This is a genomic window from Gordonia sp. C13 (assembly GCF_023218005.1).
Classification (GTDB): domain Bacteria; phylum Actinomycetota; class Actinomycetes; order Mycobacteriales; family Mycobacteriaceae; genus Gordonia; species Gordonia namibiensis.
This window is the reverse complement of record NZ_JALPSY010000003.1, coordinates 147,934-173,749: the sequence shown is the minus strand read 5'-3', so window position 1 is coordinate 173,749 and position 25,816 is coordinate 147,934. Positions and strand designations below refer to the sequence as shown.

Here is a 25,816-nt window from a genome sequence, read left to right as displayed (position 1 = left end):
GTCTATCGCCGACCCGCGAAGATCATCCGGCCGATGAACCCCACGACGATCATCGCGACGCCCACCCCGCCGACGATCAGCGCGACCTGGGTGAGATCGGAGTAGGCCCCGTCGATGATCAGTTCGGCCACCTGCCGACCGGAGGATTCGGCGCCGGCGACCTCCTGCTTGGCGCGGTCGGCGAAGAACAGGCCGATGGCCCAGCTCGCCACCGCGGCCGCGACGGCACCCAACCCGAGCCAGGCGAAGACCGTGCCACGGCGGTGGGCGAGCAGGAGGGCGAGGAGTCCCGCGATGACCGCGACCGCTGCCGAACCCCGGGCGAGCACGGTGATCTGGTTGCCGACCTCGGCGTATCTACCGGCCTCCAGACCCGAAGCGCCGTTGGTCAATTCGACGACGACCGGGCCCGAGATCGCGTTCGGGGTGTCGGTCAGGTTGAGGGCCCGGTTGATCATCGCGGTGATGTCGAGTTGCATGACCGACGTGTCCTCGCCCGGTGCGGGTTCGGTGAACAGCCAGGCGTGCTGCTGTCCGACGACGTCGGCGAAGTCGAGGCGGAACTGCTCGCTGTCGGTGTACTGCGCGGCCAGCGGACGCACCAGCGCACCCGCGATCGGGAGATCGGTGCGAGCGGTGGCCTGGGCGGCGATCTCGTCGGCGAGGTAGTCCTTCACCTTCTGGTTCTCGGCCATCGGCGCGACGGTCGAGACGAATCCGTCCTGGTCGACGATGCGCAGGTCCAGCCACAGGGCCGGGACCGCGAGCACGGTCGCCGCCATCGCAACGAGCGTCATCAGAGCACTGAGAAAGCTTCGCACCCCACGAGGCTACCGAGCCCCCGACCGCTGCTTCCTGCCCGCTACTCCCCGACGACGTCGGCGGCACGTCCGACGAGCAGCGGGTCCGGCCGGCCGACGAAGTCGTGGTTCTTGCCGTCGTACTCGAAGAGGCTGAGCACGTGTCGCATCGCGTTGATGCGGGCGCGCTTCTTGTCGTTGGACTTCACCACCGTCCACGGCGCGTGGTCGGTGTCGGTGGCGGCGAACATCGCCTCCTTGGCCTCGGTGTAGGAGTCCCACTTGTCGAGCGAGGCGAGGTCCATCGGCGAGAGCTTCCACTGCCGGACGGGATCGATCTGGCGGATGGCGAACCGGGTGCGCTGTTCGAGCGGGGTCACCGAGAACCAGAACTTGACCAGGTTGATGCCGTCGTCGACGAGCATCTTCTCGAAGGCCGGGACCTGCGACATGAACTGCGTGTACTGCTGCGGATTGCAGAAACCCATGACGCGTTCGACGCCGGCCCGGTTGTACCAGGAGCGGTCGAAGAAGACCATCTCGCCGCCGGCCGGGAGGTGCTGGACGTAGCGCTGAAAGTACCACTCGGTCGCCTCGCGCTCGCTCGGCTTCTCCAGGGCGACCACGCGTGCTCCGCGCGGGTTGAGGTGTTCGTTGAAGCGTTTGATCGTGCCGCCCTTGCCGGCGGCGTCGCGACCCTCGAAGACCAGCAGATGCCGTTGCCCGGTCTGCTTGGACCACTTCTGGAGCTTGAGCAACTCGATCTGAAGGCGACGTTTGGTGACCTCGTACTCGCGCCGGCTCATGCGCTCTTCGTACGGATAGTCCTGACGCCACGTGTCGACCACGTTGCGATGCGGCAGCGTCAGCAGGACCGGGTCGTCGTCATCGTCGTCGTTCACGGTGAACTGCGTGACGTCGTGCAGGTCGACGAGTTGCTGGAGCGCCTCTCGTCCGTTCAGGACACTGAAGTCCGGGCCGACGTGGGAGTCTGCGTCGTGGAGGTCGGTCACGATCCCCACGATAGGACAGCCGGGTGGACCACGCCCGACGCGCCGGTGAACGACGCGCCGCGTCGGGCGGGATCGGTCTCAGATCGGCGGACGAACCGACCGGTCAGTTGCGCAGATCGATGGAACCCGAGTGCAGGCAGGCTTTTCCGGTGGTCGAATCGACGGCCGCCGCGAAGCCGCCGCTGCACACCGCGCCGTCGGGTCCGGCGTAGGCCTGACCTCCCCAGCCGCCGATCGCGACGGTGGTACCGCCACGCCGTGCCTGCGCGATCGACAGCGCCTTGGGACCGGTGGTCACCGAGTACGCCACGCCGCGCGAGTTGGCTCCCGCCAGGGCCGACGATCCCGGCTGGAGGTTGTACGACGAGGCGTTGCCGCCATTGTCCGACACGGAGATCGCGGTGCCGTTGCCACTGCGGTCCTCAGCGGTCGCCCGGCTACCCGGTCCGGCCTTGGCGCCACAACCGCTCGCACCCACGACCCGTTCGATCTGGTGCCCGTTCGACACCGTGCACTGAACAGCCGACGCAACCCCTTCACCGGACAACCCGGCGAATGCGACACAACCGGCGCCGCCCGCCAGGAAGACCAACGCCCGGACGGCAAATTTGTTCATTTTCAAGGGATTTGGCCTCCATGATGCAACGGCTCGGCTGATGACGATCCCAGGGTACCCGCGGCCTGCGCGGGCCACCCGCGGGATCGGCGGGTCTACACGTTCGGATGACGCCGGCCCGGTTCTAACGCGGTTCGGATCAGCCGGCAGCGCGCTTCTCCGCCTCGGCGGTGAGCCCCTTGCGTGCGGTGTCGACGGCCATCTTCTGCGCCCGCTTCACGATCAGCCCGGGGAGTTTGATCTTGAGGTCCACGGCCAGGTCGAAATGCACACGCGAGCCCTTGTCGGTGGCGGTGACGGTGTACTTCCCGTGTTGTTCGCTGAGCTGATTCGATTCGAGCAGGTGCCACTCGCAGGTCGTGTCGGTCCACTCGTAGGTGCAGGTCTGCTCGTCGGAGATGCCGGCCGCGGTGACCACCATGCGCACCGTCTTCGGAGTGCCGTCGTCGTACTCGTCGACGATCTCGGCCTCCTTGTGGGGGCCCGACCAATCCGGGAGGGACTCGATGTCCATGAGTACTTCCATCACCACCGAGGCCGGGGCGGATACGTCGAATTCGATGTTCGCGGAGACTGCCATGGGGTGAACCTACCGTCCGGCTTCCGCGGGCACACACCGAACCGCACTCCGGCGAGATCCGTGCTGGTCGGGCGACCCGGGACGCCCCCACAGGGACGCGGAGGGGAGTCAGCTCTCCCGGTCGACGAGATTCACCGGCCACGCCTCGTCGGGGATGTCCCGCAGTGTGCATGCCTGGTCCACGGCGGTGAACCATCCACGGAAATGCATGATCTCGCCGATGACCGGGTTCCGTACCGTCATGTCGCAACGGAAGCGTTCGCGCTTTTCGTCCCATCCCTCGATGTACTTCATCTGCGCGGTGAAGAGGCCCTTCATGCCCACCTTCGGTCCACGTCCCAGCCACCGCATCGGCCCGCTCTCGAGGAGCAGCTCGCCGGCCGGGGTCACCGACGGCTGGATCGGATAGAGGAACTCGGGTCCGTCGCCGAAGTAGTCGACGAGGCCGGTGTGTCCCGCGACGAGGAGGGAGTTGAGCTTGCGCGGACCGGTCGTGTACTGGAAGGTCCGCAGCACCGCCAGGGATTCGCGCTCGAGTTCGTCGACGTAGCAGTAGTAGGCCTGGGTGAACGGGACCATCCGACTGGTTCTGGACGGCAGGGCGTTCCGCTTGGCGTAATGCCAGAGAGCCGGCGGGGGCATCGCCGACGACACGTACACCGACTCGTACATCCCGTGGCAGATCTGGGCGACTCCGGAGGTGGAGTCGATGCCGTAACGCCAGGCGACGTTGGGATGGAGGCGGTCGAAGTCCGAGCCCAGCACATGCCGGAAGACCGGCGTCATCGCGTCCCCTCCCGAACTCGGCCCAGCGTCGTTTTCACGGCGTACTGCCACCGAGGTGGCGCCACCGTGAACCTACTACGGAGCTCGCCACAAGCCAACGGCGTAAGGGCGACAAGCGCCTACCGGTAGACCGCCGCATCGCAGAGCGCGGCCAGTTCGGCGATCACACGATCGAGCGGGTCGACGCTGCGTTGCGTCTGGCACAGTGCAACCGCTCCCTCGATGGCGGCCACGATCAGATTCGCCAGCGAATCGGCGCGTTCACTGTCCACGCCGTCGACGACGAGCCGGGCGGTGATGAGATCGGACCAGCGACGGAGGATCTCGGCTGCGGCGTCGGCCACCTCGGGCTCGCCCCTCCGTGCCAGGCCGCCGGCGATGACCGGGCAGCCGAACTGAAAGTCGGTGTTGACCAGCATGCGCCGCCAGACGCCGCCTATCTCGCGAACCGTCTCAGCAGGGGTGAGGGTGGCCCGCCGCGCGAGCCGCTCGGCGATGAAGTCTCCCGCGTACCGGACCGCCTCGGTCATGAGCTGCGTCTTGCCGCCGGGGAAATGGTGGTAGATGGACCCGCGGGGCGCGGCGCTCGCGGAGATGACGTCGCCGATAGAGGTCGCGGCGACGCCGTCGCGGCCGATCAGATCAGCGGCGTGGACGATCATCCGTTCCCGGGGGCCACGCTCATCCGATCCGGAGATGACGGATTCGGCGGAATGCGGCGCCATGACCTGCTCCTTCATCTCTTTCCGGGTGGTCTATGCAACTATACATAGCCACGCGGCTCCGAACGCGCGACCAAGCAAGTATGCAGGTCTTCATAATCGTCGGTTTCTATGCAACCATGCATAGTCATGACGACTTCCACCGAACCCACCGATCCGACCGCCATGTCCGGCCTGGAACTGCTGCGCGCCTGGCAGGAGGGCGGGGCCGGTACCGACAGGCCGAGCATCGGCCGACTCCTGGGCATGGTTCCCAAACAGATCGAGGAGGGCACGGTGACCTTCGCGGTGACCCCGCAGCCCGATTTCGCCAATCCGCTCGGCACCGTCCACGGCGGAATCTGCGCGACCCTGCTCGACTCGGTCATGGGCTGTGCGGTCCACACGACGCTTCCGGCCGGGGTCGGCTACACCACGCTCGAACTGAAGGTGAACTACATCCGTACCGTCGCCGTCGACGCCGGTGAGCTGACCGGCGTCGGCACCGTCATCCACGCCGGACGCACCACGGCCACGGCCGAGGGAAAGGTGTACTCCGACGACGGGAAACTGGTCGCGCACGGCACGACCACATGCATCGTCTTCCGGTAGACCCGATCAGCCCTCGACGAGGAAACGCTCGCGGATCTTGTCCTGCTCGCGGGTACCGATGCCGAGCGCCTCGCTGAAATACCCCTCGATGCCCCCGAACCGGGTCCGGACCTGGTCGAAGGCCGCGTCGAGGTAACCCGAGTCGACACCGAGCACCCCGACGAGGAGCTGCGGGTCGCCGCCCGCAGCCGCGAAACCGTCGAAGATGTGTTTCAGCGCCGGGATGAGCCGCTCGTTGGTGAGCAGGTAGTCGCGGTAGACGTCCTCCTTCCCCACCCCGACGAGGGTGAGGAATGCGGCGGCGGCCCAGCCGGTGCGGTCTTTGCCGGTCGTGCAGTGGAAGAGGATCGGGCTCGGTGCGTCGCCGAGAAGTCCGCGATAGAACTCCGAATAGGCGGCCGTCGCGCTCGGCAAGGTGATCATCTCGCGGTAGGTGCCCGAGATCATCTCCCGCGCCTTACCACCGGCCAGGACCTTGTCGGCCTGGGCGATCACGGCCGGATCCGCGAGTACGGCACCGATGTTGGCCGGGATCGACATCTGCGCATCGGCCAGCACATCGAGCCCGATCTCGGTGACATCGGGCAGGGACGGGTCCGGGATGGCCTCCCTCTCGTGCACCGACCGGAGGTCGTACACCGTGCGGAGGCCGAGCGCCTCGAGCGCGGCGACGTCGGAGTCGGCGAGCGACGAGAAGTCCGTCGACCGGAACAGCAGCCCGGACCGCACCACTCGCCCGTCGGCGGTCTGCCAGCCGCCGAGGTCACGCAGATTCGGGAGGCTGCCGATCGGGCTCGGCGCACCGGGTGTCACAGTCACGCGACACATCGTTGCAGATGAACACGCCTCATCAGAGCCCAGCCGGTCGATCAGCGGGTCAGAGCGCGTTCGAGCATCGGCCACGACTTTGCCAGCTGGTCCTGCCAATACGGCCAGGAATGCGTCCCGGGCTCGTAGTCGAAGGTGGCAGGGATGCGCAGTTGCTTGAGCCTCTTGTCGAGGTTCTGCGTGCAGTAATAGGTCGCCGCCTCGAGTGGGCCGCCCACACCGACGATCCTGGCGTACTCGACTACGTCGCCGTCGATCGCCTCGTTCGCCAAGCGATCGTGCCTCCCGGGCAGGCCGGTGCCGCTGCTGACATAGATCGCCTTGCCACGGAGTTTGTGAGCGTTGATCACGGGGTCGTGATCACGCCAGCCCGGACCACCGACCGGCCCCCACATGTTCCTGACGTCTCCCCTTTCGCCGACCACCGCCTGGACGGCCAACTGACCGAGCCGGGTGGAAGTCTCGGCGCATCCGCTGTACGCAGCCACCGCGCGGTAGAGATCCGGCGCACTCTCGGCCAGAGCGAGCACCGATGTTCCTGCCATGGAGATCCCGGCAATGCCGTTGGCCCCGCTACCGTTCACCTTCTGGTCGATGACCGGAGGCAGCTCCCTGGTGAGGAACGTCGTCCATTTGTTGATACCGAAGTTGGGATCGACCTTCACCCAATCCGTGTAATAGCTGTAGCCGCCGCTCATCGGCACCACGATGCTCACGTTCTTGTCGGCCGCGAACTTGACGATGTCTGTCTGCACGAACCAGTGCGCGTCACCCTCCCCGCCACCGGAGCCGTTGAGCAGGTAGAGCGTCGGACGGGGCACCGACGTGTCCGCCGCGACGAGCACGCGAACCGGCACATCACGGTTCATCGACGGTGAGTGCACGGTCAGGTCAAGGGCCCGTCCTTCCGCCATCGCTCGGGCGAGCAGGTCGGCCCGCTCCGCTTTCACCCCGGTATCTGCCACCGCGGTGGCAGAAATCGCCAGCGAGAGAACGACTACGATGACTGCGGCAAAAGCCCGAACCGTTCGCCGCTGGAGGTTTCCGCGCGTCACGGACATCTCCGTCCCTTCATATGTCGTAAAACGTCGTATCTGCCCGACAACAGATTCCCAACGCTCAGGTATCGATCCGAATACGTCGCGACGATACTCACCCGCAACGACAACAACGGTTTCTTCCGCGTTTTCGACACGATTCTCCGGTCTGTCATCGCGAAATAACGTTCGACAATCATGAATTCGCGATCCTTAGGACAATTGTCCATCTCCGACGAAATCGTTGTGACCGGGGATTCTGCTAATCAGCCGGTCAACGCTGAGATCGGTTCCACAGAAATGTCTCACCGTTCCCGGCGCGTGCCGGCGAAGAAATTTCGACCGATCGGACGACCCCACGGTGTGTCGCCTTTCTAGGCGTTCACCGGGACCGGGAACATCCTTCGTGGATTCTGCAGGAGTGCAGGCGGGATCACCGACGACCGTGCCACCGTGCCGGTCCACCGAACACGCCGTCTATGGGGAGCGAGAGTCTTTCCACGCCTGGTGAACTCGTACTCGCTCTCGACGACCCCGAGCGGGAGCACCGTCGGGTCGTCGGCATCGACGACTGCCACCTCGTCGCCGGGAGTCAGGTCGTCGACGAAGGACGCCAGTACGCGGAGGTCCTTGCCCGGTCGCCGTCCCGGGCTGCACTCCTTGAGCAGGGCGCGCAGCCCGTCGGCAGTGGCCGTCGCGGCGTCGACGTCGACACCGGACTCGGTTCCGAGGCCGACGATGTCGCGCCGACGGAACTCGTCGAACTGCTCCTTCGATGACGGCCGGATGATCCACACCGTGCGATCACGGTCATTCCGGTCCGGCGCCGCTTCCGGCGGTTCGGGCCAGAAATACGGGAGGTCGTCGGCGACGTCGCCGAACTCAGCGACGTAGAAGTCGGGATCCTTGCGCAGCAACGCCGACCGATGGCTCCGATGGAGGCGGTCGTCGCCCAGCCACGGCGGCATCAGACCGGCGTCGGCGAGATCCGACTGGGAGGCGCCCACCACCTCCGGTGCGAACTCGGCGATCATCGCAGCGGTGGTGTCCGCGCGTCCCTCACGACGCCAGACGTCGACGAAGGCCAGGCCATAGGAGACGAGAGCGGGAGTGTGCCCGCGCCACATCGTGACCGCCGGGTGGTTGCCCCAGCCGTAGTCGAACAGCTCCAGGGCACGCAGGATCTGCAGGGTCTCCACCCGCTGCTTGCCCAGCCGCGCGGGATCGAGGGCCTCGGCGGACCGCCGGAAGTCCGGGTAGGGCAGGAACGTCTGCATCGAAGGTGCCTTACCCAAACCCGGCAGTTCGCACACGAGGATCAGTCGGCGTGCACCTTTTCCAGGACCTGGGTGAAGGTCTCGGCGGGCTGCGCGCCGGACACGCCGTATCTGCCGTTGAAGACGAAGAACGGGACGCCGCTGATCCCGTAGGTGCGCGCCTGGTCGATGTCGGCGGCGACCGCCTCGGCATGGTCGCCGGATTCGAGCGCCGCGAGCACGGCGTCGCGGTCCAACCCGACCTCCGCGGCCAGGTCGGCGAGATCGGCGGGCCTGCCGACGTGCCGCCCCTGCTCGAAGTACGCCTGGAACAGCCGTTCCGCCAACTCCGGCTGCTTGCCGTGGGCGCGCGCGAAGTGCAGCGCCTCGTGAGCCTTGAGGGTCTTGGTGTGCCGGAGGTTGTCGAAGTAGTAGTCGAGGCCGAGGTCGGCCGCGATCCCGCGGACCTGCTCGAGCATCCCCTCGACCTGGGCGGCGGGCATTCCCTTGTGCCGGACCAGGAAGTCGATCTCCGAGCCCTCGAAGTCGACCGGCGTGTCCGGTGCGAGTTCGTAGCTGCGGTAGGTCACCTCGACGTCGTCACGTCCGGCGAACTCGGCGAGACCCGCCTCGAAGCGGCGCTTCCCGATGAAGCACCAGGGGCAGGCGATGTCGGACCAGATGTCGACGGTGATGGGAGAAGCCATGTGGTCTTCAACCCCCTTCTGTCGCGCGCCATTCCGGCCGACGACTCGAACACGGACAGACGAAACCGGCCCACTCCGCAAGGGAGTGGGCCGGTTCGTGTGCTGTAGAGCTGGTGGAGCTAGGGGTTCTGGATCAGAAGCCCATGCCGCCCATCTCGTCGGCGCCCGGCATGGCCGGTGCGGCGTTCTTCTCCGGCTTGTCGGCGACGACGGCCTCGGTGGTGAGGAACAGAGCCGCGATCGAGGCTGCGTTCTGCAGCGCCGAGCGGGTGACCTTCACCGGGTCGTTGATGCCGGCGGCCAGCAGGTCCTCGTACTCACCGGTCGCGGCGTTGAGGCCGGTGCCGGTGGGCGAGTTCAGGACCTTGTCGGCGACGACGCCCGGCTCGAGGCCGGCGTTGACGGCGATCTGCTTGGCCGGAGCCGAGAGAGCGACGCGGACGATGTTGGCGCCAGTGGCCTCGTCACCCTCGAGCGAGAGTGCGTCGATGGCCGGCTCCGACTGGAGCAGGGCCACGCCACCACCGGCGACGATGCCCTCTTCGACGGCAGCCTTGGCGTTGCGCACGGCATCTTCGATGCGGTGCTTGCGCTCCTTGAGCTCGACCTCGGTGGCCGCGCCCGCCTTGATGACCGCAACACCGCCGGCCAGCTTGGCCAGGCGCTCCTGCAGCTTCTCACGGTCGTAGTCGGAGTCGCTGTTCTCGATCTCGCCACGGATCTGGGCCACGCGACCGGCGATGGCGTCGGGATCGCCCGCGCCCTCGACGATGGTGGTCTCGTCCTTGGTGACGACGACCTTGCGAGCGGTACCGAGGAGCTCGATGCCGGCGCCCTCGAGGGACAGGCCGACCTCTTCGCTGATGACCTCGCCACCGGTGAGGATGGCGATGTCGGCCAGCATGGCCTTGCGGCGGTCACCGAAGCCCGGAGCCTTGACGGCGACGGACTTGAAGGTGCCCTTGAGCTTGTTGACGACCAGGGTCGAGAGGGCTTCGCCCTCGACGTCCTCGGCGATGATCAGCAGCGGCTTGCCGGCCTGGATGACCTTCTCCAGCAGCGGCAGCAGGTCCTTGATGGTCGAGACCTTGCCCGAGACGAGCAGGATGTACGGGTCGTCGAGGACGGCTTCCTGACGGTCGGCGTCGGTGACGAAGTACCCCGAGATGTAGCCCTTGTCGAAGCGCATGCCCTCGGTGAGCTCGAGCTGCAGGCCGAAGGTGTTGGACTCCTCGACCGTGATGACGCCTTCCTTGCCGACCTTGTCCATCGCCTCGGCGATGAGCTCGCCGATCGAGGGGTCACCGGCCGAGATGCCCGCGGTGGCAGCGATCTGCTCCTTGGTCTCGACCTCCTTGGCGCTCTTCAGCAGCGACTCGGTGACAGCCTCGACGGCCTTCTCGATGCCGCGCTTCAGACCCAGCGGGTTGGCGCCGGCAGCGACGTTGCGCAGACCCTCACGGACGAGAGCCTGTGCCAGGACGGTGGCGGTGGTGGTTCCGTCGCCCGCGACATCGTCGGTCTTCTTGGCGACTTCCTTGACCAGCTCGGCGCCGATCTTCTCGTAGGGATCCTCCAGCTCGATCTCCTTGGCGATGGAAACACCATCGTTGGTGATCGTGGGGGCGCCCCACTTCTTCTCCAGAACGACGTTGCGACCCTTGGGTCCCAACGTCACCTTGACGGCGTCGGCGAGGCTGTTGAGGCCCCGCTCGAGGCCGCGACGGGCCTCTTCGTCGAACGCGATTTGCTTGGCCATGGGTAAGTGATCCTCCGAAGGGGGTGACACTAGGTTCGTATGGCCGGAACTCGGTGCCCGCGACGGACGACCGGTGTGTCATTCGGTACCGATCTCACCGTCCCGACCTGGCACTCACAGCTCGCGAGTGCCAACGTCCGTTTTAGCACTCGCCCCTGGCGAGTGCAAGGTCGCACCGGCCCGGACTCCACCGCATCCACCTGGCCGGCCGCCGAGCCCCTGGCTAGGTTGTGGACATGTCTCTCGCGAACAGGCCGTTCCGGTTCGGGGTCAACATGCTCGCCGTGGACACCAGCTCGTCCTGGAAAGAGCGCGCGCGGCACGTCGAACAGCTCGGCTTCGACGTCCTGCTGGTCCCGGACCACCTCGGCATCCCGAGCCCCTGGCCTGCACTCGCGACGGCGGCCGCCGCGACCGAACGACTCCGCGTGGGCCCGTTCGTCCTCAACGCGGCGTTCACCAACCCGGCGCTGCTCGCCCGCGATGTGGCGACCGTCGACCAGCTCTCCGACGGTCGCGTCGAGCTCGGACTGGGCACCGGCTACGTCAAAGAGGAGTTCGAGTCGGCCGGAATCGAATTCCGGCCGGCGGGCCGCCGCGTCGATCACCTGGCCGAGGCGGTGACCCGGGTTACGTCGCTGCTGAACGATCCCGGCCACACGCCGCGCCCCGTCCAGGAGCGCGTGCCGCTACTCCTCGGCGGGAACGGCGACCGGGTGCTCCGGATGGCCGCCGAGCAGGCCGACATCGTCGGGTTCACCGCGGCGCGGACGGGACGTGACGGCGATCTGGAACCGTTGCCGGCGGCCGAGTTCGACGAACGGGTCGCCTTCGCCCGCGCCGCGGCCGGCGCCCGGGCAGACGACATCGAATGGAATCTGCTGATGCAGCTCGTCGTGGTCACCGACGACCCGATTTGCGTCGCCGAGGAGAACATCGCGAAGTGGGACCTGCCGATGAGTCCCCGGGAATTCCTCGACCTGCCCTCGATCCTCATCGACTCCTCCGCCGGCATCGCCGACCAGCTCGTCGACCTCCGCGAGCGCACCGGGATCAGCTACATCACGGTCCTCGAACCCGTTCTCGAACAGTTCGCACCGGTGATCGGGCTCCTGCGCGGCGTGAACCGCTGATGTCCGCGGGCCCCGCACGACGAGCCGCCACGGGATGACTCCCCGCGGCGGCTCGTCGACCGAAGCGAATCAGACCTTTCAATCGCTCACTGCGGCACGCCGTACTTGTCGATGATCGGAGCCAACAGTTCGGCGGCGCGTGCGCCGGTGATGACCTCGTCATTGCCGACCCTGGTGACCACCTTGGACTCGGCGTCCTCGTAGACGTGCTCGCCGATCATCTTGCCGTCCTCGTCATAAGGCCAGAAGAAGGCGAGCGTCCGGCGGACGAGGTAGAACGAATCAGCGTCGTACGGTGACGACGAGGACGCGCCCGGGTCGCTGTTCACCGAATCGAAGACGTTGTCGCCGAGCAACGCACCGGGTACGAACTGGCTGAACTCGGCCTCTCCGGCGAAGCCCCAGTCGTGCACGGCCATCTTCTGCTTACCCGTCCACATCACGAGCATGTCCATCGCAGCGAGCTGCTGATAGAAGGCACGAACCGTGTCCATCCCGTCGAGAATCGTCCCCTGCCCACCTTCGAAGAGCCGGTAGTGCGGATGCGAGACGGTCATGTTGGGCGCGAGCAGTTCCTCGTACCGACCGGAGACCTCCAACAGTCCATGCCTGCGGTAGTTGATGAGGATCTTGCGGTGCTTGGGATTCTCCAGGGTGTCGATGAGGTCGTCGACATCGTCCATCATGTGGACGAACTCCTCCTCATACGACGTACGGGTGGCAACTGGAGCGTGGGCTGTACTCATTGTTGTGATCTCTCCTTCACAGGTACTTGCTGAGGTCTGGGTAGCTGCCGATCTCATAACCGCCGTCGACGACGAGGCTGGAGCCGGTGATGTAGCTGGCGTCATCGGAAGCCAGGAACACCGCGGGGGCCGCGAGCTCCGACGGCTTGGCCGGCCGCTTGAGGACTGCGTTGGCATCGAATTCGGCCATGATCCCCTCGTTCTCGAGGATGAAGCCGGCCATCGGGGTGTCGACGAGACCGGGCAGGACCGAGTTGACGCGGATTCCGTGGCGCCCCAGTTCGAGGGCCGCGTTCTTGGCGAACATGTCTGCACCGGCCTTGCCTGCGGCATATGCACTTCCGCCGTACAGCGGGATGTGGGCATTGACCGATGACACGACGACGATCGATCCGCCTTCACCGGCACGGATCATGCTCTGCGCTGCGTACTTGGTGCAGAGGAACACACCGCGCAGCACGATGTCGACGGTGAAATCCCATGTCTCTCCGTCCAAGTCGGTGATCGGACCAGGGCGGATCGCGCCGGCCACGTTGAACAGACTGTCGAGGCCGCCGAGGTCGGACTCCGCACGGGCGACCGCCGCCTGGATGTCGTCCGCGTCGGTCACACTCCCCGGTTGAGCAATGTAGTTGTCGCCGAGCTGTTTTGCCGCGTCATCCAGACCTCCGGAGTCGAGATCGAAGGCGACAACCGACCCTCCGTCGGCGATGAGGCGCTCCGCGATCGCGTATCCGATTCCGGATGCGGCTCCGGTGACGATAGACCGTTTGGGGGCTGAGGAATTGGACATGATTTCCCGTCGTACGAGGAGTGAGAATGCCGCCGCGAAAGAGGGCGGCGAGTCGGCCGGAATGATCTCCGACACCGGAATGTCCGAACCCGCGATCAGCGGGGGGCCATCAGACCTCCGATGTGAGGTCAATCATTGCGCCCATCAAAGGTGGCGTCCATTACAAATACTCACACCGACGTTAGCCGTTTGACTAACACTGCAGGTGGAAGGCTTGCCGTATAGTGTCCTGCGTCACACCCGCTTGGTAGGGTCTGTCCCTGTGACCCTCAATCTGCACCTGGTGCGCTACCTGATCGCCGTCGTCGACGAAGGGCATTTCGGGCGCGCCGCAGAGCGCCTGTACATCAGCACGCCGTCGTTGAGTCAGCAGATCCGCAAGCTGGAACGGTCCCTCGGTGCCGAGCTGCTCGACCGGACCGCACGCCCCGTCCGTCCGACCCCGGCCGGCGAACGGTTCCTCGCCGAGGCCAGGGAGTCGGTCTCGGCGGCCGACCGGGCGGTCGCCGCCGTGAACAGCTACCGCCGAGAATTGGCCCATACCTTGCGAATCGGGTTCATGACGGCGTCGACGGGAATCCGTACCCACGAGATCCTCGACGAGTTACGGCGACGGGTACCCGACGTAACGGTGCAGATGGTCGAACTTCCGTGGTCGCATCAGACCTCGGCGGTGCGTGAGGGTCAGGTCGACGCCGCGCTGGTACGCCCGCCCTTCGCCGATTCCACCGGCCTGCGACTCGATGTCATCCGCCACGAGGGGAGAGTCGTGGCTCTACCGAGAACCCATGCGCTGGCCGATCATTCAGTCGTCCACCTCGCAGATCTGGACGACGAGATCCACGTCACCAACGACGACGCCGATCCGGTATGGGTGCGCTGGTGGGCCTGCGATCCACGGCCGAGTGGCGCAGCGGTGCGCTACGGGCCGTCGGTCCGCACGATGGACGAACTGCTGGAGGTGGTGGCAGCCGGGCAGGCAGTGTCCATCACGGGCCAGTTCGTGGCGCAAAGCTACCGGAACCCCGGCGTGGCCTTCGTCCCGGTCGACGACGTGCCCTCATGCCCGTTGTCCCTCTGCACCCGCAACTCCGATACGTCGACTGTCATCGCCGAGTTGCGTAGAGTTGTCGCGGCATCGGCACGCACAGAAGAGTCACGAACGCCCGCAGGGCGTTCGTGACTCTTCTCGCGTCGGATTCGGTCAGGCCTTGGGCCGGTTGTCCACGAGTCGCTTGGCCTTGCCCGTCGAACGGAACAGGACACCGGATTCGACGACATCCACCGCCACGCTGACGCCGATCCGGTCCTTGATCAACGACTGCAGTTGGGCGGCGGCCGCTCCGCGGTGATCGCCGGAGACATCGTGGCGGTACTCGACTTTCACCGTCATCTGGTCCATGCGTCCGGGCCGCTCCAGCACACACTGGAACTGCGGAGCCAGCGTCGGAACGCCCAGGATGAGCTCCTCTATCTGGGTCGGGAACAGATTCACTCCGCGCAGGATGATCATGTCGTCGGTCCGGCCGGTCACCTTCTGCATACGGCGCATGGATCGCGCGGTTCCGGGGAGCAGCCTGGTCAGGTCGCGCGTGCGGTATCGGATGATCGGCATGGCTTCCTTGGTGAGCGAGGTGAACACCAGCTCACCCTCCTCCCCGTCGGGAAGCACCTCACCGGTCATCGGATCGATGATCTCCGGATAGAAGTGATCCTCCCAGATATGCAGTCCGTCTTTGGTTTCCACACATTCCTGCGCGACCCCGGGCCCCATGACCTCCGAGAGGCCATAGATGTCGACCGCGTCCATCCCGAGCTGCTGCTCGAGCTCACGCCGCATCTGCTCGGTCCACGGCTCGGCACCGAACACTCCGGTGCGCAGCGAGGTCGTGGTCGGGTCGATCCCCTTTGCGAGCATCGCGTCGACGATGGTCAGCATGTACGACGGCGTCACCATGATCGCGTCCGGCCGGAAGTCCTCGATCAGCTGAATCTGTCGTTCGGTCATGCCTCCCGACATGGGGATCACCGTGCAGCCCAGACGTTCTGCTCCATAGTGGGCCCCGAGACCGCCGGTGAACAGGCCATACCCGTAGGCGACGTGCACCTTGTCACCAGGCCGCACACCACCCGCACGCAGGCTGCGGGCCACCAGGTCCGCCCAGGTGTCCAGGTCGCGGGCGGTGTATCCGACCACCGTCGGCCGTCCGGTGGTACCCGATGACGCGTGGATCCGCGATACCTGATCCTGCGGTACCGCAAGCATGCCGAGCGGATAGTTCTCCCGCAGATCGTTTTTCGCGGTGAACGGGAACAGTCGCAGGTCGGACAGTTCCTGGAGGTCGTCGGGGTGTACACCTCGTGCGTCGAACGCCGCGCGGTAATGCGGGACGTTGTCATATGCGTGCCGCAGCGACCACTTCAGCCGCGCAAGTTGGGTTGCCGCGATCTGGTCACGAGTGGCGAACTCCAGGTTCGACTCGGGGCTGCCGGCGGTGGGTCGGGAAAGGGTGCTGGTCATGTCGTACTCCAGGATCGTGTCAGGCGTCGAAGTCGACAGTGACGGTGTTGCCGACAGGGAAAGTCTGGCAGGTGAGGACGAATCCGTCTGCCACCTCTGAGTTTTCGAGAGCATAGTTGCGGCGCATGTCGACCTCGCCGACGGTCACCTTGGCCCGGCACGTGCCGCACACTCCGCCCTTGCAGGCGAACGGGAGATCCGAGCGCAACTGTTCACCCGCGTCGAGGATCGACTCGTCGCGCGGCAGGCGGCCGCTGACCGACCGGCCGTCGAGGACGATGGTGACGTCGCTGCTCGGCTCGGTCACACCCGGCTCGCGATGCTTTTCCTGCGGTGGCGGCACATCGTCGACGTAGAACAGTTCGAAGTGGACCTGCTCCCCAGCAATATCCATGCCGCTCAGCACCTCTCGGGCGTCGGTCACCATCCCGTAGGGACCGCACAGCCAGAAGTGGTCGATGTCGGGAGTCGGGACGAGTGTGTCCAGGATCGTTCGCAGCCGACCCGCATCGAGCCTGCCGCTGAACAGTTCCACCTCACGCGGTTCGCGGGACAGCACATGGATGACGTCGAATCGTGCGCCGAACCGGTCTTTCAGGTCGGCGATCTCCTCGGCGAACATCACCGACCGCGACCGCCGGTTGCCGTAGAGCAGGATCACCTGCGCGTCCGGGTTTTCCAGGACCGACGAGGCGATCGACAGCATCGGTGTGATCCCCGAACCCGCGGCGATGAGCACATGCCGGCCGCCGGCCGAGGGGTCGGCCACGAACGCCCCGGCCGGCGGCGCGACGTCGATGCGGTCGCCGGGGTGCACGTCGCGCACCAGCCAGGTGGAGAAGAGTCCGTCAGCGACCTCGCGGACTCCAACCCGCGGTGAGTTCCCGGCGGGCGCACAGATCGAGTAGGAACGGCGATGCTCGACGCCGTCGATGAAACGCCGCAACGTCAGCGACTGTCCCGGACGGAAGTCGTAGTCCGCGGCCAGGTCGGCGGGGACGTCGAAGCGGACGGCGACCGCATCGTCGCAGAGCTTCTCGACGTCGGCTACGGTCAGCGTGTGGAACGACCTGGTACGCGATGGTGCGTCGATCGCCTCGGCGGTGATGGTCATGTCAGATCTCTTTCACATGATCGAAGGGCTCGAGGCAACCGCGGCAGCGGTAGTGCGCTTTGCACAGGGTCGCGCCGAACTCGGAGACGAGTTGGGTGTCGGCGGAACCACATCGGGGACACGACAGGGTCCGTGGGCGTGCGGTGAGGGTGAGCGGGATCGGTCCGCTCGGACGCGAGGCGACCGCGCCGGGAACCGAGTATCCGCTGTCGGCGAGTTTCTGCCGGCCGTGCGCCGAGATCCAGTCCGTGGACCACGCCGGCTGCAACTGTGTGCGCACCACGACGCGTGAGAAGCCCTGCTGTGCAAGGGTGTACTCGATGTCGTCGCGCATGGTCGCGATCGCGGGACACCCCGAGTAGGTCGGGGTGATCGTCACGACCACCGAACCGTCGTCGTCGACCTCTACGCCGCGCAGGACGCCGAGGTCCGCGAGAGTCAGCATCGGCATCTCGGGGTCGGTGACCGATGCGGCGAGTTCCCGCGCGGTCTGTTGGCTGGTCCCGCTCAGTGTTCCGGCCATGCTCAGTGTTCGGGACATGCTCACCACACACCTTCGGGATGTGCGCGGGCGACGCTCTGCATCTCGGTCAGCAGCAGGCCCATCGCCTCGGTGTGCAGGCCGCGCCGGCCTTCACGTCCCCCCACGGTGCCGGCGGACCCGCCCGCGGGGCGATCGAGTTCGGCGGCGTGCAGGACTTGATCGATGACCGCGTCGAACTCGTCGCGGACGGTCCGCGGGTCCACGCCCACCCCGGCTGCGGCGAGGACGATCTCTTCGCCGGTCGGGCGGAACAGTTCTTCGACGTAAGGCCACACCCGCACGAGCGCCTCCCAGACGCGTCGCCGCGACTCGGCGGTGCCGCACCCGAGTGTGACCGTCCAGCGCGCCGCGTAGTCGCGGTGGTACGTCAGCTCTTTGACACCCTTATGGGCTACGGCCGCGAGCACCGGATCGCGAGAGGTGCGCAGCCGGTCGAAGATCGCCAGCCGCCAGGTGGTGAACACCAGTAGCCGGACGATCGACACCGCGAAGTCACCGTTGTCCAGTTCGACCAGGCGGACGTTGCGGAAGGCCGCTTCGTCGCGGAAGAAGGCGAGCGCATCCTCGGCGGGCGCCGGCGAGGTCTCGGAGATGACCGGAACCACCGCGGCGTCGGCGGCTGCGGCCCGTGCGAGCAGCAGCCGGGCCTCGCCGAGGAGGTCGAGGCCGATGTTGGCCAGCGCGACTTCTTCTTCGAGTTCGGGTGCGCGAGCGGCCCATTGCGCCAGTCGCTGCGAGCTGATCAGTGCGTCGTCACCGAGCATCAGGCAGTACTCCGCGAGTGCACTCGGGTCGATGTCGGCGGGGACCGTGGTGTCGACGCCGGCAAGCGGGTCGGCGAAGCTGGTGCCGAACGCCCACTGCCCGTGCGAGTCCTCGTCGACGAGACCGTCGTAAGCGTTGTCGTGATCTGTCATCTGTCCTGCGACCTCACATGTGGGGGACGTTGTCGGGGATCTCGTAGAACGTCGGATGACGGTAGACCTTGTCGCCGCTCGGGGCAAAGAACGGATCCTTCTCCGACGGGCTCGACGCGACCACCGCGGTCGAGGCCACCACCCAGATACTCACTCCCTCATTGCGCCGGGTATAGACATCGCGTGCATGCCGCAACGCCATCTCGTCGTCGGCGGCGTGGAGCGAGCCGACATGCACGTGGTTCAGTCCGCGCTTGCCGCGCAGGAACACCTCGTACAGCGGCCAGTCCGCTTTCACCGTGTTGCTGGTTGACGTGTGGTCGTTCACCGTGCGCTCTCCTGTCCGCGTGCAGCGAAGGCCGTGGCGGCCTCGCGCACCCATGCGCCGTTCTCGTGTGCGGCACGGCGATTGGCGATGCGCTCGGCGTTCGCCGCGCCGTTGCCCTTGATGACCTCGGTGAACTCGCTCCAGTCCGGTTCGCCGAAGTCGTGGGCCCCGCGGTCGGGATTCCAGATGAGGTCCGGGTCGGGGAAGGTGACACCGAGCGCCTTGGCCTGCGGCACACTCATGTCGACAAAACGCTGGCGCAGTTCGTCATTCGTGTGTCGCTTGATCCGCCACTTCATCGACTGCTCGGTGTTGGGCGACTGGTCGTCGGGCGGGCCGAACATCATCAGTGCCGGCCACCACCAACGATCGACAGACTCCTGGACCATCGCGCGCTGCGCATCGGTCCCGCGCATCATCGTCGACAGCAGTTCGTAGCCCTGCCGCTGGTGGAAGGACTCCTCCTTGCACACCCGGATCATGGCTCGCGCGTACGGACCGAAGGAGCTGCGGCACAACGGGACCTGGTTGCAGATGGCGGCACCGTCGACCAACCAACCGATGGTGCCGACGTCGGCGTAGGTCAGGGTCGGATAGTTGAAGATCGACGAGTACTTCTGCTTGCCCTCGATCAGCTTCTCGGTGAGCTCGGCCCGCTCGACGCCCAGCGTCTCCGCAGCCGAGTACAGGTAGAGGCCGTGGCCGGCCTCGTCCTGCACCTTCGCCATGAGGATCGCCTTACGCCGCAACGACGGTGCGCGGGTCAGCCAGTTGCCCTCGGGCTGCATGCCGATGATCTCCGAATGCGCATGCTGGGCGATCTGGCGGACCAGCGTCTTGCGGTAGCCGTCGGGCATCCAGTCCCGTGGTTCGATCCGCAGGTCGTCGGCAATCGTCCTGGCAAACTCGTCATCGAGAGCAGAAGCGTCGGCCGTTATGGCATTTGACGTGGACATTCACCCTACTTTCGAAACCGACTGTTCGGTTGGTAATAGTATGTACGACAGTGAGCCGGAGCACAACCGCGCCGGCGTCAGGAACCGACGAAGACCGGCTCCTCCTTGGCGAGGAACGCTGACACCGCGGCCCGATGGTCGACGCCGGCACCCAGCCTGACCTGCGCATGGAGTTCGCGATCGAGTGCGGCGTCGAGGCCGTCGGCCGACGCGGCGACAAGGGATTTGATCTCGCGGTAGGCCGCGGTCGGCCCCTCCGACAGCGCACGGGCGGTCTCCCGAGCAACATCGACGACATCCTCGTCGTCGACGACCCGGTGGACCAGACCCCAGTCCAACGCCTGTTGCGCACCGACCTTCTCGCCGAGAAGCAGCAGAGCACGGGCGCGGTCGGCACCGAGGCGCTGCACCAGCGAGTAACTGAGACCCGAGTCGCTCGCGAGGGCTATACCGCTGAAGGCCGTCGCGAACGAGGTCTTGCGACCGGCGATCCGGATGTCGGTGGCCAGCACCAGACCCCAGCCCGCGCCCACGCACGCACCGGGGACGGCGGACACGACGGGCACCCGCAGCGCCGCCAGGGCACGAACGAGCGGGTTGTAGTGCTCGGCCACCGTGTTCATCGCGGTGGACGGGTCGGACTCGAGTGCGGTGACGTGTTCGGCAAGATCCTGTCCGACACAGAAGTTTTTACCCTCCGCAGTGAGGAGCACCGCACGGACGGACGGGTCCGCAGCGGCGGTGGTCACCGCTTCCAGGAACGCGACCTTCGTCGCCGCATCCAATGCGTTGTGCGCCTGTGCACGGGCCAGGGTGAGGATGGCCAGCCCGTCCGCGATGTCGATGGTCACGGTCATGATGTCGAGCCTTCCCACTCGTGGAACCCGCGGCCGGACTTGCGTCCGAGGTCACCGCGAGCGACTTTGTCACGTAACAGCTGCGGCGGTGAGAAGCGCTCGCCCAGCGTGCTTTCGAGGTGTTCGGCGATGGCCAGACGCACGTCGAGTCCGACGAGATCGGTGGAACGCAGCGGACCCATCGGATGTCGATATCCCAGTTCCATCGCGCGGTCGATCGACTCCGCGTCGGCGACGCCGTCTTCCAGCATCCGAATCGCCTCGAGCCCCAGGCACACCCCCAGTCGACTCGTGGCAAAGCCGGGCGAATCATTCACCAGGACCTCGGATTTCCCGAGCATGGACACCCACCCGCCGACCACGTCCACGACAGAAGCCGAGGTCGACGGCGTCCGGACGATCTCCACCAGGGACGAGGCCGGCACGGGGTTGAAGAAGTGCATACCGATGAAGCGCCTCGGATCGGTGAGCGCGGCGCCCAGTTCGGCGATGGAGATGGAACTGGTGTTGGAGGCGATGACCGTGCGCGCCCCCACCGAATCCTCTACGGCCGTCAGGACATCGACCTTGAGAGCCGGAACCTCTGGCACCGCCTCCACCACGAGATCGGTGTCGGTGGGCAGATCGTGAACCGCGGCGACCGCCGACACCCGGCCCGCCACCTCGTCGACTTCTCGACCGTCGAGCTTGCCGCGCTCGTCGGCACGACGCAGTCCGGTGACGACGCGGTCGAGTGCGGCCTGCCGGTCGGCGGTCTCGACGATGGTCACCATCGATCCGAGCGTCGCGAACACCTGCGCGATGCCGGCACCCATCCGGCCGCCACCCACCACCCCGACTCGTACGGGAATTCCGGTCAACGTTTCCTCTCCAGGAACGCGGTCATCCGCTCCTGCTTGTCCTCGGTCTCGAAAAGCACTGCCTGCGCGATGTCGTCGGCCCATGAATGCGCCCCCGGCGCAACGAGAATGGTCTTGGTCAGCCTCAGAGCCAGCGGCGACTGCCGCACGATCCGGTCGACGACCCGGTGCGCGGCGGACACGTGGTCGTCGACGACCTCCAGAACCAGGCCCGCCTGCTGAGCGGCCTCCGCGTCGAGACTGCGCCCACCGAGCAACACCTGCTTGGCCACCGACGTGCCGACCAGCGAGGGCAATCGGTAGCTCGCCCCCGCGGCGGCGAGGATGCCGAGCCCGGGTTCGGGGTTGCCGAACACCGCGGTCGGGGTGGCGATCCGGATGTCGCACGCATAGGACAACTCAGCGCCCCCGCCGAGGGCATAGCCGCTCACCGCGGCAACCGTCGGCAGCGGCAGCGATGCGACGCGGTCGAACAGCGACCGGTTGATACCGGCCAGCGCGTCCTCGCGGCGACGGTCGCGGAGTTCGGCGATGTCGGCGCCGCCGGCGAAATCGTCACCGCGACCCACCAGCACGACCGGCTTGGGATCACGCTCGATCCGGGCGCACGCGTCGTGCAGTTCGGCGATCATCGCGGCGTTGATGGCGTTGCGTCGGGCGGGCCGGTTCAGCGTGATGACGAACCGGTCATCGCGCTCCTCGACCTCGACGGTCTGCGCGTCGGACATGTGGACTCCTCACTGGATGGGGTCACAGTAACCAACCTTTCGGTCGGTAATCAATACCCGGTCGCCTGCCGGTTGGCCGATGCATGCGGGAGGAGATGACAAGATGTTGGACATGGCCAGCACTCGAGCACCCCGCAGAACCGGTCGGCCGGGCCGACCCGGGTACGACCTCGACTCACTCCTCGCGGTCGCGGTCAAGGTGTTCAACGACAAGGGCTACGACGGCACCAGCATGGACGCCCTCGCCGAGCGCCTCGGCATCAGCAAGTCGTCGATCTACCACCACGTGGCGGGCAAGGAAGAGCTACTCGAGCTGGCACTGAACCGCGCCCTCAACGCACTGTTCGCCGTCACCGTCGAGGCGCAGGCGACCGAGGGCCGCTACATCGACAGACTGGAATACCTGGTCAGGCGCAGTGTCGACATCCTGGTGGCCGAGCTCCCGTACGTCACCCTGCTGTTGCGGGTCCGCGGCAATTCCGCGGTCGAACGCCGCGCGATGGCCCGTCGGCGCGAGTTCGACACGTTCGTCTCCGAGCTCGTCACCGCGGCCGCCGACGAAGGCGATCTCAACCCCGAGATCGACCCCGCACTGGTCGCGCGCCTGCTCTTCGGCACCGTGAACTCGCTCATCGAGTGGTACCGCCCCCGGACCGGCGGTTCGGCCCCCGACCTCGGCGACGCCGTCGTCGCCCTGACCTTCGACGGCCTGCGTCGTAGCTGACGCCCAGCCACCCGCTCTTGACAACTCCCCACCCTCGCAGCGATGGTAATTACCGACCGAACGTACGGTGGATGGAGTTGATGTGACCAGACTGCTCGAGAGCTACACACAAGGACGATGGTTCACCGCTGACGACGCGGGATCGGTGGTGACGAGCGCGGTGGACGGCAGCGATGTCGCACGCATCTCGTCATCGGGTCTGGATGTGGCGGGCATGGTCGCCCACGCCCGGGCGGTCGGCGGGCCCGCATTGCGCGCCCTGACCTTCCATGAGCGTGCGGGGCTGCTCAAACAGCTCGGGCTCACACTGATGGCGGGCAAAGAGGAGTTCTACGAACTCTCGACTTCCACCGGTGCGACGACACGGGATTCGGCTGTCGACATCGACGGCGGCATCGGCACCGTGCTCAGCTACGCGAGCAAAGCTCGTCGCGAATTGCCCAACGACACCGTCTATCTCGACGGCGGTGTGGAGCAGCTCGGCAAGAAGGGCACCTTCCTCGGCCGGCACATCTACACCCCGCGCCACGGGGTGGCCGTGCAGATCAATGCCTTCAACTTCCCGGTCTGGGGTTTCCTGGAGAAACTCGCACCCGCCTTCATCGCGGGTGTCCCCTCGATCATCAAGCCTGCCAGTCAGACCGCCTACCTCACCGAGCTCGTCGTCCGGCGGATCATCGAGAGCTGCCTGCTGCCCGAGGGATCGATCCAGCTGATCTGCGGCAGCACGGACGATCTGCTCGACCATCTCGACGGACAGGATTCGGTGGCGTTCACCGGCTCGGCCGCGACCGCGGCACTGCTGCGGTCGCATCCGGGCATCGTCGCCGCCGGTACCCATTTCACCGCCGAGGCCGACTCGCTCAACGCGTCGATCCTGGGACCCGATGTCGCCGTTGATGGTCCGGAGTTCGACCTGTTCGTCAAGCAACTCGTCACCGAGATGACCGTGAAGGCCGGCCAGAAGTGTACCGCGATCCGTCGGGCCCTCGTCCCGGCCGACCGGGTGGATGCCGTCATCGAAGCCACCAGTGCACGATTGGCGAAGGTGGTGGTCGGAGACCCCCGTGCCGATGGGGTCACGATGGGCGCCCTGGCGAGTCTCGAGCAGCGCGAGGAGGTCCGCACCTCCGTTCGGGGCCTCACCAAATCCGCCGAGATCGTCTTCGGCGACCCCGAACACGTCGACGCGGTGGGCACCGGCACCGAATCCGGCGCTTTCATGTCCCCGATACTGCTGCGCGCCAATGACAACGACGCCACCGAACCCCACGACATCGAGGCGTTCGGCCCAGTCTCGACCGTCATCGGCTACACCGACACCGCCGACGCCGTCGCACTGGCCGCCCGCGGTCAGGGCAGCCTCGTGGCCTCGCTGGTCACCAAGGACACCGGCGTGGCCCGGGAGATCGTCCTGGGTCTTGCGCCGTACCACGGGCGCGTACTGGTCCTGAACAGCGAGGACGCCCGCGAGTCGACCGGACACGGGTCGCCGCTGCCGGTCCTGGTGCACGGCGGCCCCGGCCGTGCCGGCGGCGGCGAGGAACTCGGCGGCATCCGCGGTGTGCTGCATTACATGCAGCGCACGGCCGTCCAGGGCACACCCGATGTACTCACCGCGGTCGGCAACAGCTGGGTCCCCGGGTCGCGACGCCACCTCGGCGACGTTCATCCCTTCCGGAAGAACTTGGCGGAGTTGCGTATCGGGGACACCATCGTCGGCGGTCCACGACAGGTGACGCTCGCCGACATCGACCATTTCGCCGAGTTCACCGGCGACACGTTCTATGCGCACACCGACGCGGAGGCGGCTGCGGCGAATCCCCTGTTCGGCGGCATCGTCGCGCACGGCTATCTGGTGGTGTCGCTGGCCGCGGGCCTGTTCGTCGAACCGAACCCCGGTCCTGTGCTGGCCAATTTCGGCGTCGACACTCTCCGGTTCCTCACCCCGGTCAAGGCCGACGACAGCCTCACCGTCACTCTCACCGCCAAGCAGCTGACCCCACGCCAGAGCGCCGATTACGGCGAGGTGCGCTGGGATGCGGTGGTGACCAACCAGAACGACGACGTCGTCGCCACCTACGACGTCCTGACCCTCGTCGCGAAGGAGGCACAGCAATGAGCGTGCGCGTCGCCGTCTGTTACGGACAGCCCACCGACACCGAGGCCTTCGACGAGTACTACAGGCGCGTACACATCCCGCTTGCGAGTCGAGTGCCGGGACTGCGCGAGTTCACCTGGGGCAAGGTGACGTCTATGGACGGCACCGCCCCGCCCTACTATGCCATCGCCAGTCTGTATTTCGACGACGACGCCGCGCTTCGGGCAGGACTCGCGTCCCCGGAGATGGCCGCGGCGGGCAAGGACGTCCGCAACTTCGCGACCAAACCGGTGTCGATGTTCATCCACACCGAAGAGACTGTCGGTCCGTGAGTCGCGTGACCGCCGTGCACGACGATTCCCGCCGACACCAGATCGCCCGCAGCATGTTCGATGCCGATCTCGCGTCCAGCGCACTCGGCATCGAGTTGCTCGAACTCGACGACGGCCTCGCGCGCGCCACCATGACGGTCACCGAGCACATGGTCAACGGCCACGGCATCACACACGGCGGTTACGTCTTCCTTCTGGCTGACACCACCTTCGCGTTGGCCTGCAACAGCCACGACGCCGCAGCCGTCGCCGCACGCGCCGACATCCGCTACCTGCGCCCCACTCACCAGGGCGACCGGCTGACCGCGTCAGCGGTCGAACGCGCACGCTTCGGCCGGAACGGGATCTACGACGTCACGGTGCGCGTCGGCGACGAGGTGGTCGCCGAGTTCCGCGGGGACAGCCGCACCATCGGGCGGCCCTGACGGCGTGCCTCCGCGCATCACCGACGTCATCCACAGCGCCGA

The 25,816-nt window shown here is 66.5% G+C and carries 29 protein-coding genes; 7 read left to right on the top strand and 22 right to left on the bottom strand.

The window, feature by feature from the left end; translation table 11 throughout:
• Positions 1-2: 2 nt before the first annotated feature.
• From M1L58_RS04565 to M1L58_RS04540, 6 genes are all read right to left on the bottom strand, one after another.
• Positions 3-797, bottom strand: coding sequence for a hypothetical protein (locus M1L58_RS04565; RefSeq protein WP_248657986.1), 795 nt, complete (start codon positions 795-797; stop codon positions 3-5).
• 65 nt (positions 798-862) lie between these two features.
• Positions 863-1,813 (bottom strand): polyphosphate kinase 2, encoded by a 951-nt coding sequence (gene ppk2, locus M1L58_RS04560; protein ID WP_248657985.1) that lies wholly within the window; start codon positions 1,811-1,813, stop codon positions 863-865.
• Positions 1,814-1,916: 103 nt separating this feature from the next.
• Positions 1,917-2,435 (bottom strand): DUF6764 family protein, encoded by a 519-nt coding sequence (locus M1L58_RS04555; RefSeq protein ID WP_006867286.1) that lies wholly within the window; start codon positions 2,433-2,435, stop codon positions 1,917-1,919.
• A gap of 133 nt (positions 2,436-2,568) precedes the next feature.
• Positions 2,569-3,009: an SRPBCC family protein gene (locus tag M1L58_RS04550; RefSeq protein WP_006867287.1), complete on the bottom strand. Its 441-nt coding sequence runs from the start codon at positions 3,007-3,009 to the stop codon at positions 2,569-2,571.
• A 108-nt stretch (positions 3,010-3,117) separates the two neighbouring features.
• Positions 3,118-3,795, bottom strand: coding sequence for a DUF4166 domain-containing protein (locus tag M1L58_RS04545; protein WP_248657984.1), 678 nt, complete (start codon positions 3,793-3,795; stop codon positions 3,118-3,120).
• A 119-nt stretch (positions 3,796-3,914) separates the two neighbouring features.
• On the bottom strand, positions 3,915-4,520 hold the full coding sequence (locus tag M1L58_RS04540; protein ID WP_248657983.1) for a TetR/AcrR family transcriptional regulator: 606 nt from the start codon (positions 4,518-4,520) through the stop codon (positions 3,915-3,917).
• Positions 4,521-4,628: 108 nt separating this feature from the next.
• Between M1L58_RS04540 and M1L58_RS04535 the strand changes: the two genes are divergently transcribed.
• Positions 4,629-5,108 (top strand): PaaI family thioesterase, encoded by a 480-nt coding sequence (locus tag M1L58_RS04535; protein ID WP_248657982.1) that lies wholly within the window; start codon positions 4,629-4,631, stop codon positions 5,106-5,108.
• 6 nt (positions 5,109-5,114) lie between these two features.
• Here the strand turns inward: M1L58_RS04535 and M1L58_RS04530 are convergent, their stop codons facing one another.
• From M1L58_RS04530 to groL, 5 genes are all read right to left on the bottom strand, one after another.
• Positions 5,115-5,927: a tyrosine-protein phosphatase gene (locus M1L58_RS04530; RefSeq protein ID WP_248657981.1), complete on the bottom strand. Its 813-nt coding sequence runs from the start codon at positions 5,925-5,927 to the stop codon at positions 5,115-5,117.
• Positions 5,928-5,977: 50 nt separating this feature from the next.
• The gene (locus tag M1L58_RS04525) at positions 5,978-6,997 is read right to left on the bottom strand and encodes an alpha/beta hydrolase (protein ID WP_248657980.1); all 1,020 of its coding nucleotides are present in this window, start codon (positions 6,995-6,997) and stop codon (positions 5,978-5,980) included.
• Positions 6,998-7,347: 350 nt separating this feature from the next.
• A complete protein-coding gene (locus M1L58_RS04520) occupies positions 7,348-8,250 on the bottom strand; it encodes an MSMEG_6728 family protein (protein ID WP_232716035.1) in 903 nt (300 codons plus the stop codon).
• A 41-nt stretch (positions 8,251-8,291) separates the two neighbouring features.
• Complete coding sequence (locus M1L58_RS04515) at positions 8,292-8,936, bottom strand: DsbA family oxidoreductase (protein WP_248657979.1); 645 nt, start codon at positions 8,934-8,936, stop codon at positions 8,292-8,294.
• A 133-nt stretch (positions 8,937-9,069) separates the two neighbouring features.
• Positions 9,070-10,695 carry a chaperonin GroEL gene (groL, locus tag M1L58_RS04510; protein ID WP_006867295.1) on the bottom strand — a complete coding sequence of 542 codons (1,626 nt, stop codon included), beginning with the start codon at positions 10,693-10,695 and terminating at the stop codon, positions 9,070-9,072.
• A gap of 236 nt (positions 10,696-10,931) precedes the next feature.
• Between groL and M1L58_RS04505 the strand changes: the two genes are divergently transcribed.
• Positions 10,932-11,828 carry a TIGR03621 family F420-dependent LLM class oxidoreductase gene (locus tag M1L58_RS04505; protein WP_248657978.1) on the top strand — a complete coding sequence of 299 codons (897 nt, stop codon included), beginning with the start codon at positions 10,932-10,934 and terminating at the stop codon, positions 11,826-11,828.
• 86 nt (positions 11,829-11,914) lie between these two features.
• Here the strand turns inward: M1L58_RS04505 and M1L58_RS04500 are convergent, their stop codons facing one another.
• Both M1L58_RS04500 and M1L58_RS04495 read right to left on the bottom strand, forming a co-directional pair.
• Positions 11,915-12,574: a hypothetical protein gene (locus tag M1L58_RS04500; protein ID WP_248657977.1), complete on the bottom strand. Its 660-nt coding sequence runs from the start codon at positions 12,572-12,574 to the stop codon at positions 11,915-11,917.
• 16 nt (positions 12,575-12,590) lie between these two features.
• Positions 12,591-13,367 (bottom strand): SDR family NAD(P)-dependent oxidoreductase, encoded by a 777-nt coding sequence (locus M1L58_RS04495; RefSeq protein ID WP_248657976.1) that lies wholly within the window; start codon positions 13,365-13,367, stop codon positions 12,591-12,593.
• A gap of 262 nt (positions 13,368-13,629) precedes the next feature.
• Between M1L58_RS04495 and M1L58_RS04490 the strand changes: the two genes are divergently transcribed.
• Positions 13,630-14,550 carry a LysR family transcriptional regulator gene (locus M1L58_RS04490; RefSeq protein WP_248657975.1) on the top strand — a complete coding sequence of 307 codons (921 nt, stop codon included), beginning with the start codon at positions 13,630-13,632 and terminating at the stop codon, positions 14,548-14,550.
• Positions 14,551-14,571: 21 nt separating this feature from the next.
• Here M1L58_RS04490 and paaK read toward each other — a convergent pair whose 3' ends face one another.
• The 9 genes from paaK to M1L58_RS04445 form a co-directional block, all read right to left on the bottom strand.
• Positions 14,572-15,888 carry a phenylacetate--CoA ligase PaaK gene (gene paaK, locus M1L58_RS04485; protein WP_248657974.1) on the bottom strand — a complete coding sequence of 439 codons (1,317 nt, stop codon included), beginning with the start codon at positions 15,886-15,888 and terminating at the stop codon, positions 14,572-14,574.
• Positions 15,889-15,907: 19 nt separating this feature from the next.
• Entirely contained in the window at positions 15,908-17,002 is a 1,095-nt protein-coding gene (paaE, locus tag M1L58_RS04480; RefSeq protein WP_248657973.1) for a 1,2-phenylacetyl-CoA epoxidase subunit PaaE, read from the bottom strand.
• A 1-nt stretch (position 17,003) separates the two neighbouring features.
• Positions 17,004-17,543: a 1,2-phenylacetyl-CoA epoxidase subunit PaaD gene (gene paaD, locus M1L58_RS04475; protein ID WP_248657972.1), complete on the bottom strand. Its 540-nt coding sequence runs from the start codon at positions 17,541-17,543 to the stop codon at positions 17,004-17,006.
• 2 nt (positions 17,544-17,545) lie between these two features.
• A complete protein-coding gene (gene paaC, locus M1L58_RS04470) occupies positions 17,546-18,463 on the bottom strand; it encodes a 1,2-phenylacetyl-CoA epoxidase subunit PaaC (RefSeq protein WP_248657971.1) in 918 nt (305 codons plus the stop codon).
• A 13-nt stretch (positions 18,464-18,476) separates the two neighbouring features.
• Positions 18,477-18,791, bottom strand: a complete 315-nt coding sequence (gene paaB, locus M1L58_RS04465; protein ID WP_074851773.1) for a 1,2-phenylacetyl-CoA epoxidase subunit PaaB — start codon at positions 18,789-18,791, stop codon at positions 18,477-18,479.
• Entirely contained in the window at positions 18,788-19,747 is a 960-nt protein-coding gene (gene paaA / locus M1L58_RS04460; RefSeq protein ID WP_248657970.1) for a 1,2-phenylacetyl-CoA epoxidase subunit PaaA, read from the bottom strand. Before paaA ends, paaB begins: the two co-directional genes overlap by 4 nt.
• 77 nt (positions 19,748-19,824) lie before the next feature.
• Positions 19,825-20,604: an enoyl-CoA hydratase/isomerase family protein gene (locus tag M1L58_RS04455; protein WP_248657969.1), complete on the bottom strand. Its 780-nt coding sequence runs from the start codon at positions 20,602-20,604 to the stop codon at positions 19,825-19,827.
• Positions 20,601-21,464 (bottom strand): 3-hydroxyacyl-CoA dehydrogenase family protein, encoded by an 864-nt coding sequence (locus M1L58_RS04450; RefSeq protein ID WP_282578320.1) that lies wholly within the window; start codon positions 21,462-21,464, stop codon positions 20,601-20,603. The genes M1L58_RS04455 and M1L58_RS04450 overlap by 4 nt, the downstream gene beginning before the upstream one ends.
• Positions 21,461-22,192, bottom strand: coding sequence for an enoyl-CoA hydratase/isomerase family protein (locus M1L58_RS04445; protein WP_248657968.1), 732 nt, complete (start codon positions 22,190-22,192; stop codon positions 21,461-21,463). Before M1L58_RS04445 ends, M1L58_RS04450 begins: the two co-directional genes overlap by 4 nt.
• Positions 22,193-22,295: 103 nt before the next feature.
• Here M1L58_RS04445 and M1L58_RS04440 point away from each other — a divergent pair, with 103 nt between their 5' ends.
• From M1L58_RS04440 to paaI, 4 genes are all read left to right on the top strand, one after another.
• Positions 22,296-22,916, top strand: a complete 621-nt coding sequence (locus M1L58_RS04440) for a TetR/AcrR family transcriptional regulator (protein WP_248657967.1) — start codon at positions 22,296-22,298, stop codon at positions 22,914-22,916.
• Positions 22,917-22,998: 82 nt separating this feature from the next.
• Complete coding sequence (gene paaZ, locus M1L58_RS04435) at positions 22,999-25,038, top strand: phenylacetic acid degradation bifunctional protein PaaZ (protein ID WP_248657966.1); 2,040 nt, start codon at positions 22,999-23,001, stop codon at positions 25,036-25,038.
• Positions 25,035-25,349, top strand: a complete 315-nt coding sequence (locus tag M1L58_RS04430) for an EthD family reductase (RefSeq protein ID WP_248657965.1) — start codon at positions 25,035-25,037, stop codon at positions 25,347-25,349. Before paaZ ends, M1L58_RS04430 begins: the two co-directional genes overlap by 4 nt.
• A gap of 53 nt (positions 25,350-25,402) precedes the next feature.
• Positions 25,403-25,774: a hydroxyphenylacetyl-CoA thioesterase PaaI gene (gene paaI / locus M1L58_RS04425; RefSeq protein ID WP_248658051.1), complete on the top strand. Its 372-nt coding sequence runs from the start codon at positions 25,403-25,405 to the stop codon at positions 25,772-25,774.
• The last annotated feature ends 42 nt before the right edge of the window (positions 25,775-25,816 follow it).

Excerpts from the sequence above, each read along its gene's own strand:
- M1L58_RS04565 (WP_248657986.1), bottom strand. The coding sequence starts at position 797 with ATGACGCTCGTTGCGATGGCGGCGACCGTGCTCGCGGTCCCGGCCCTG.
- M1L58_RS04550 (WP_006867287.1), bottom strand. The coding sequence starts at position 3,009 with ATGGCAGTCTCCGCGAACATCGAATTCGACGTATCCGCCCCGGCCTCG.
- M1L58_RS04545 (WP_248657984.1), bottom strand. The coding sequence starts at position 3,795 with ATGACGCCGGTCTTCCGGCATGTGCTGGGCTCGGACTTCGACCGCCTC.
- M1L58_RS04540 (WP_248657983.1), bottom strand. The coding sequence starts at position 4,520 with ATGGCGCCGCATTCCGCCGAATCCGTCATCTCCGGATCGGATGAGCGT.
- M1L58_RS04535 (WP_248657982.1), top strand. The coding sequence starts at position 4,629 with ATGCAACCATGCATAGTCATGACGACTTCCACCGAACCCACCGATCCG.
- M1L58_RS04525 (WP_248657980.1), bottom strand. The coding sequence starts at position 6,997 with ATGTCCGTGACGCGCGGAAACCTCCAGCGGCGAACGGTTCGGGCTTTT.
- M1L58_RS04520 (WP_232716035.1), bottom strand. The coding sequence starts at position 8,250 with ATGCAGACGTTCCTGCCCTACCCGGACTTCCGGCGGTCCGCCGAGGCC.
- M1L58_RS04515 (WP_248657979.1), bottom strand. The coding sequence starts at position 8,936 with ATGGCTTCTCCCATCACCGTCGACATCTGGTCCGACATCGCCTGCCCC.
- groL (WP_006867295.1), bottom strand. The coding sequence starts at position 10,695 with ATGGCCAAGCAAATCGCGTTCGACGAAGAGGCCCGTCGCGGCCTCGAG.
- M1L58_RS04505 (WP_248657978.1), top strand. The coding sequence starts at position 10,932 with ATGTCTCTCGCGAACAGGCCGTTCCGGTTCGGGGTCAACATGCTCGCC.
- M1L58_RS04500 (WP_248657977.1), bottom strand. The coding sequence starts at position 12,574 with ATGAGTACAGCCCACGCTCCAGTTGCCACCCGTACGTCGTATGAGGAG.
- M1L58_RS04495 (WP_248657976.1), bottom strand. The coding sequence starts at position 13,367 with ATGTCCAATTCCTCAGCCCCCAAACGGTCTATCGTCACCGGAGCCGCA.
- paaK (WP_248657974.1), bottom strand. The coding sequence starts at position 15,888 with ATGACCAGCACCCTTTCCCGACCCACCGCCGGCAGCCCCGAGTCGAAC.
- paaE (WP_248657973.1), bottom strand. The coding sequence starts at position 17,002 with ATGACCATCACCGCCGAGGCGATCGACGCACCATCGCGTACCAGGTCG.
- paaD (WP_248657972.1), bottom strand. The coding sequence starts at position 17,543 with ATGTCCCGAACACTGAGCATGGCCGGAACACTGAGCGGGACCAGCCAA.
- paaC (WP_248657971.1), bottom strand. The coding sequence starts at position 18,463 with ATGACAGATCACGACAACGCTTACGACGGTCTCGTCGACGAGGACTCG.
- paaA (WP_248657970.1), bottom strand. The coding sequence starts at position 19,747 with ATGTCCACGTCAAATGCCATAACGGCCGACGCTTCTGCTCTCGATGAC.
- M1L58_RS04455 (WP_248657969.1), bottom strand. The coding sequence starts at position 20,604 with ATGACCGTGACCATCGACATCGCGGACGGGCTGGCCATCCTCACCCTG.
- M1L58_RS04445 (WP_248657968.1), bottom strand. The coding sequence starts at position 22,192 with ATGTCCGACGCGCAGACCGTCGAGGTCGAGGAGCGCGATGACCGGTTC.
- M1L58_RS04440 (WP_248657967.1), top strand. The coding sequence starts at position 22,296 with ATGTTGGACATGGCCAGCACTCGAGCACCCCGCAGAACCGGTCGGCCG.
- M1L58_RS04430 (WP_248657965.1), top strand. The coding sequence starts at position 25,035 with ATGAGCGTGCGCGTCGCCGTCTGTTACGGACAGCCCACCGACACCGAG.
- paaI (WP_248658051.1), top strand. The coding sequence starts at position 25,403 with ATGTTCGATGCCGATCTCGCGTCCAGCGCACTCGGCATCGAGTTGCTC.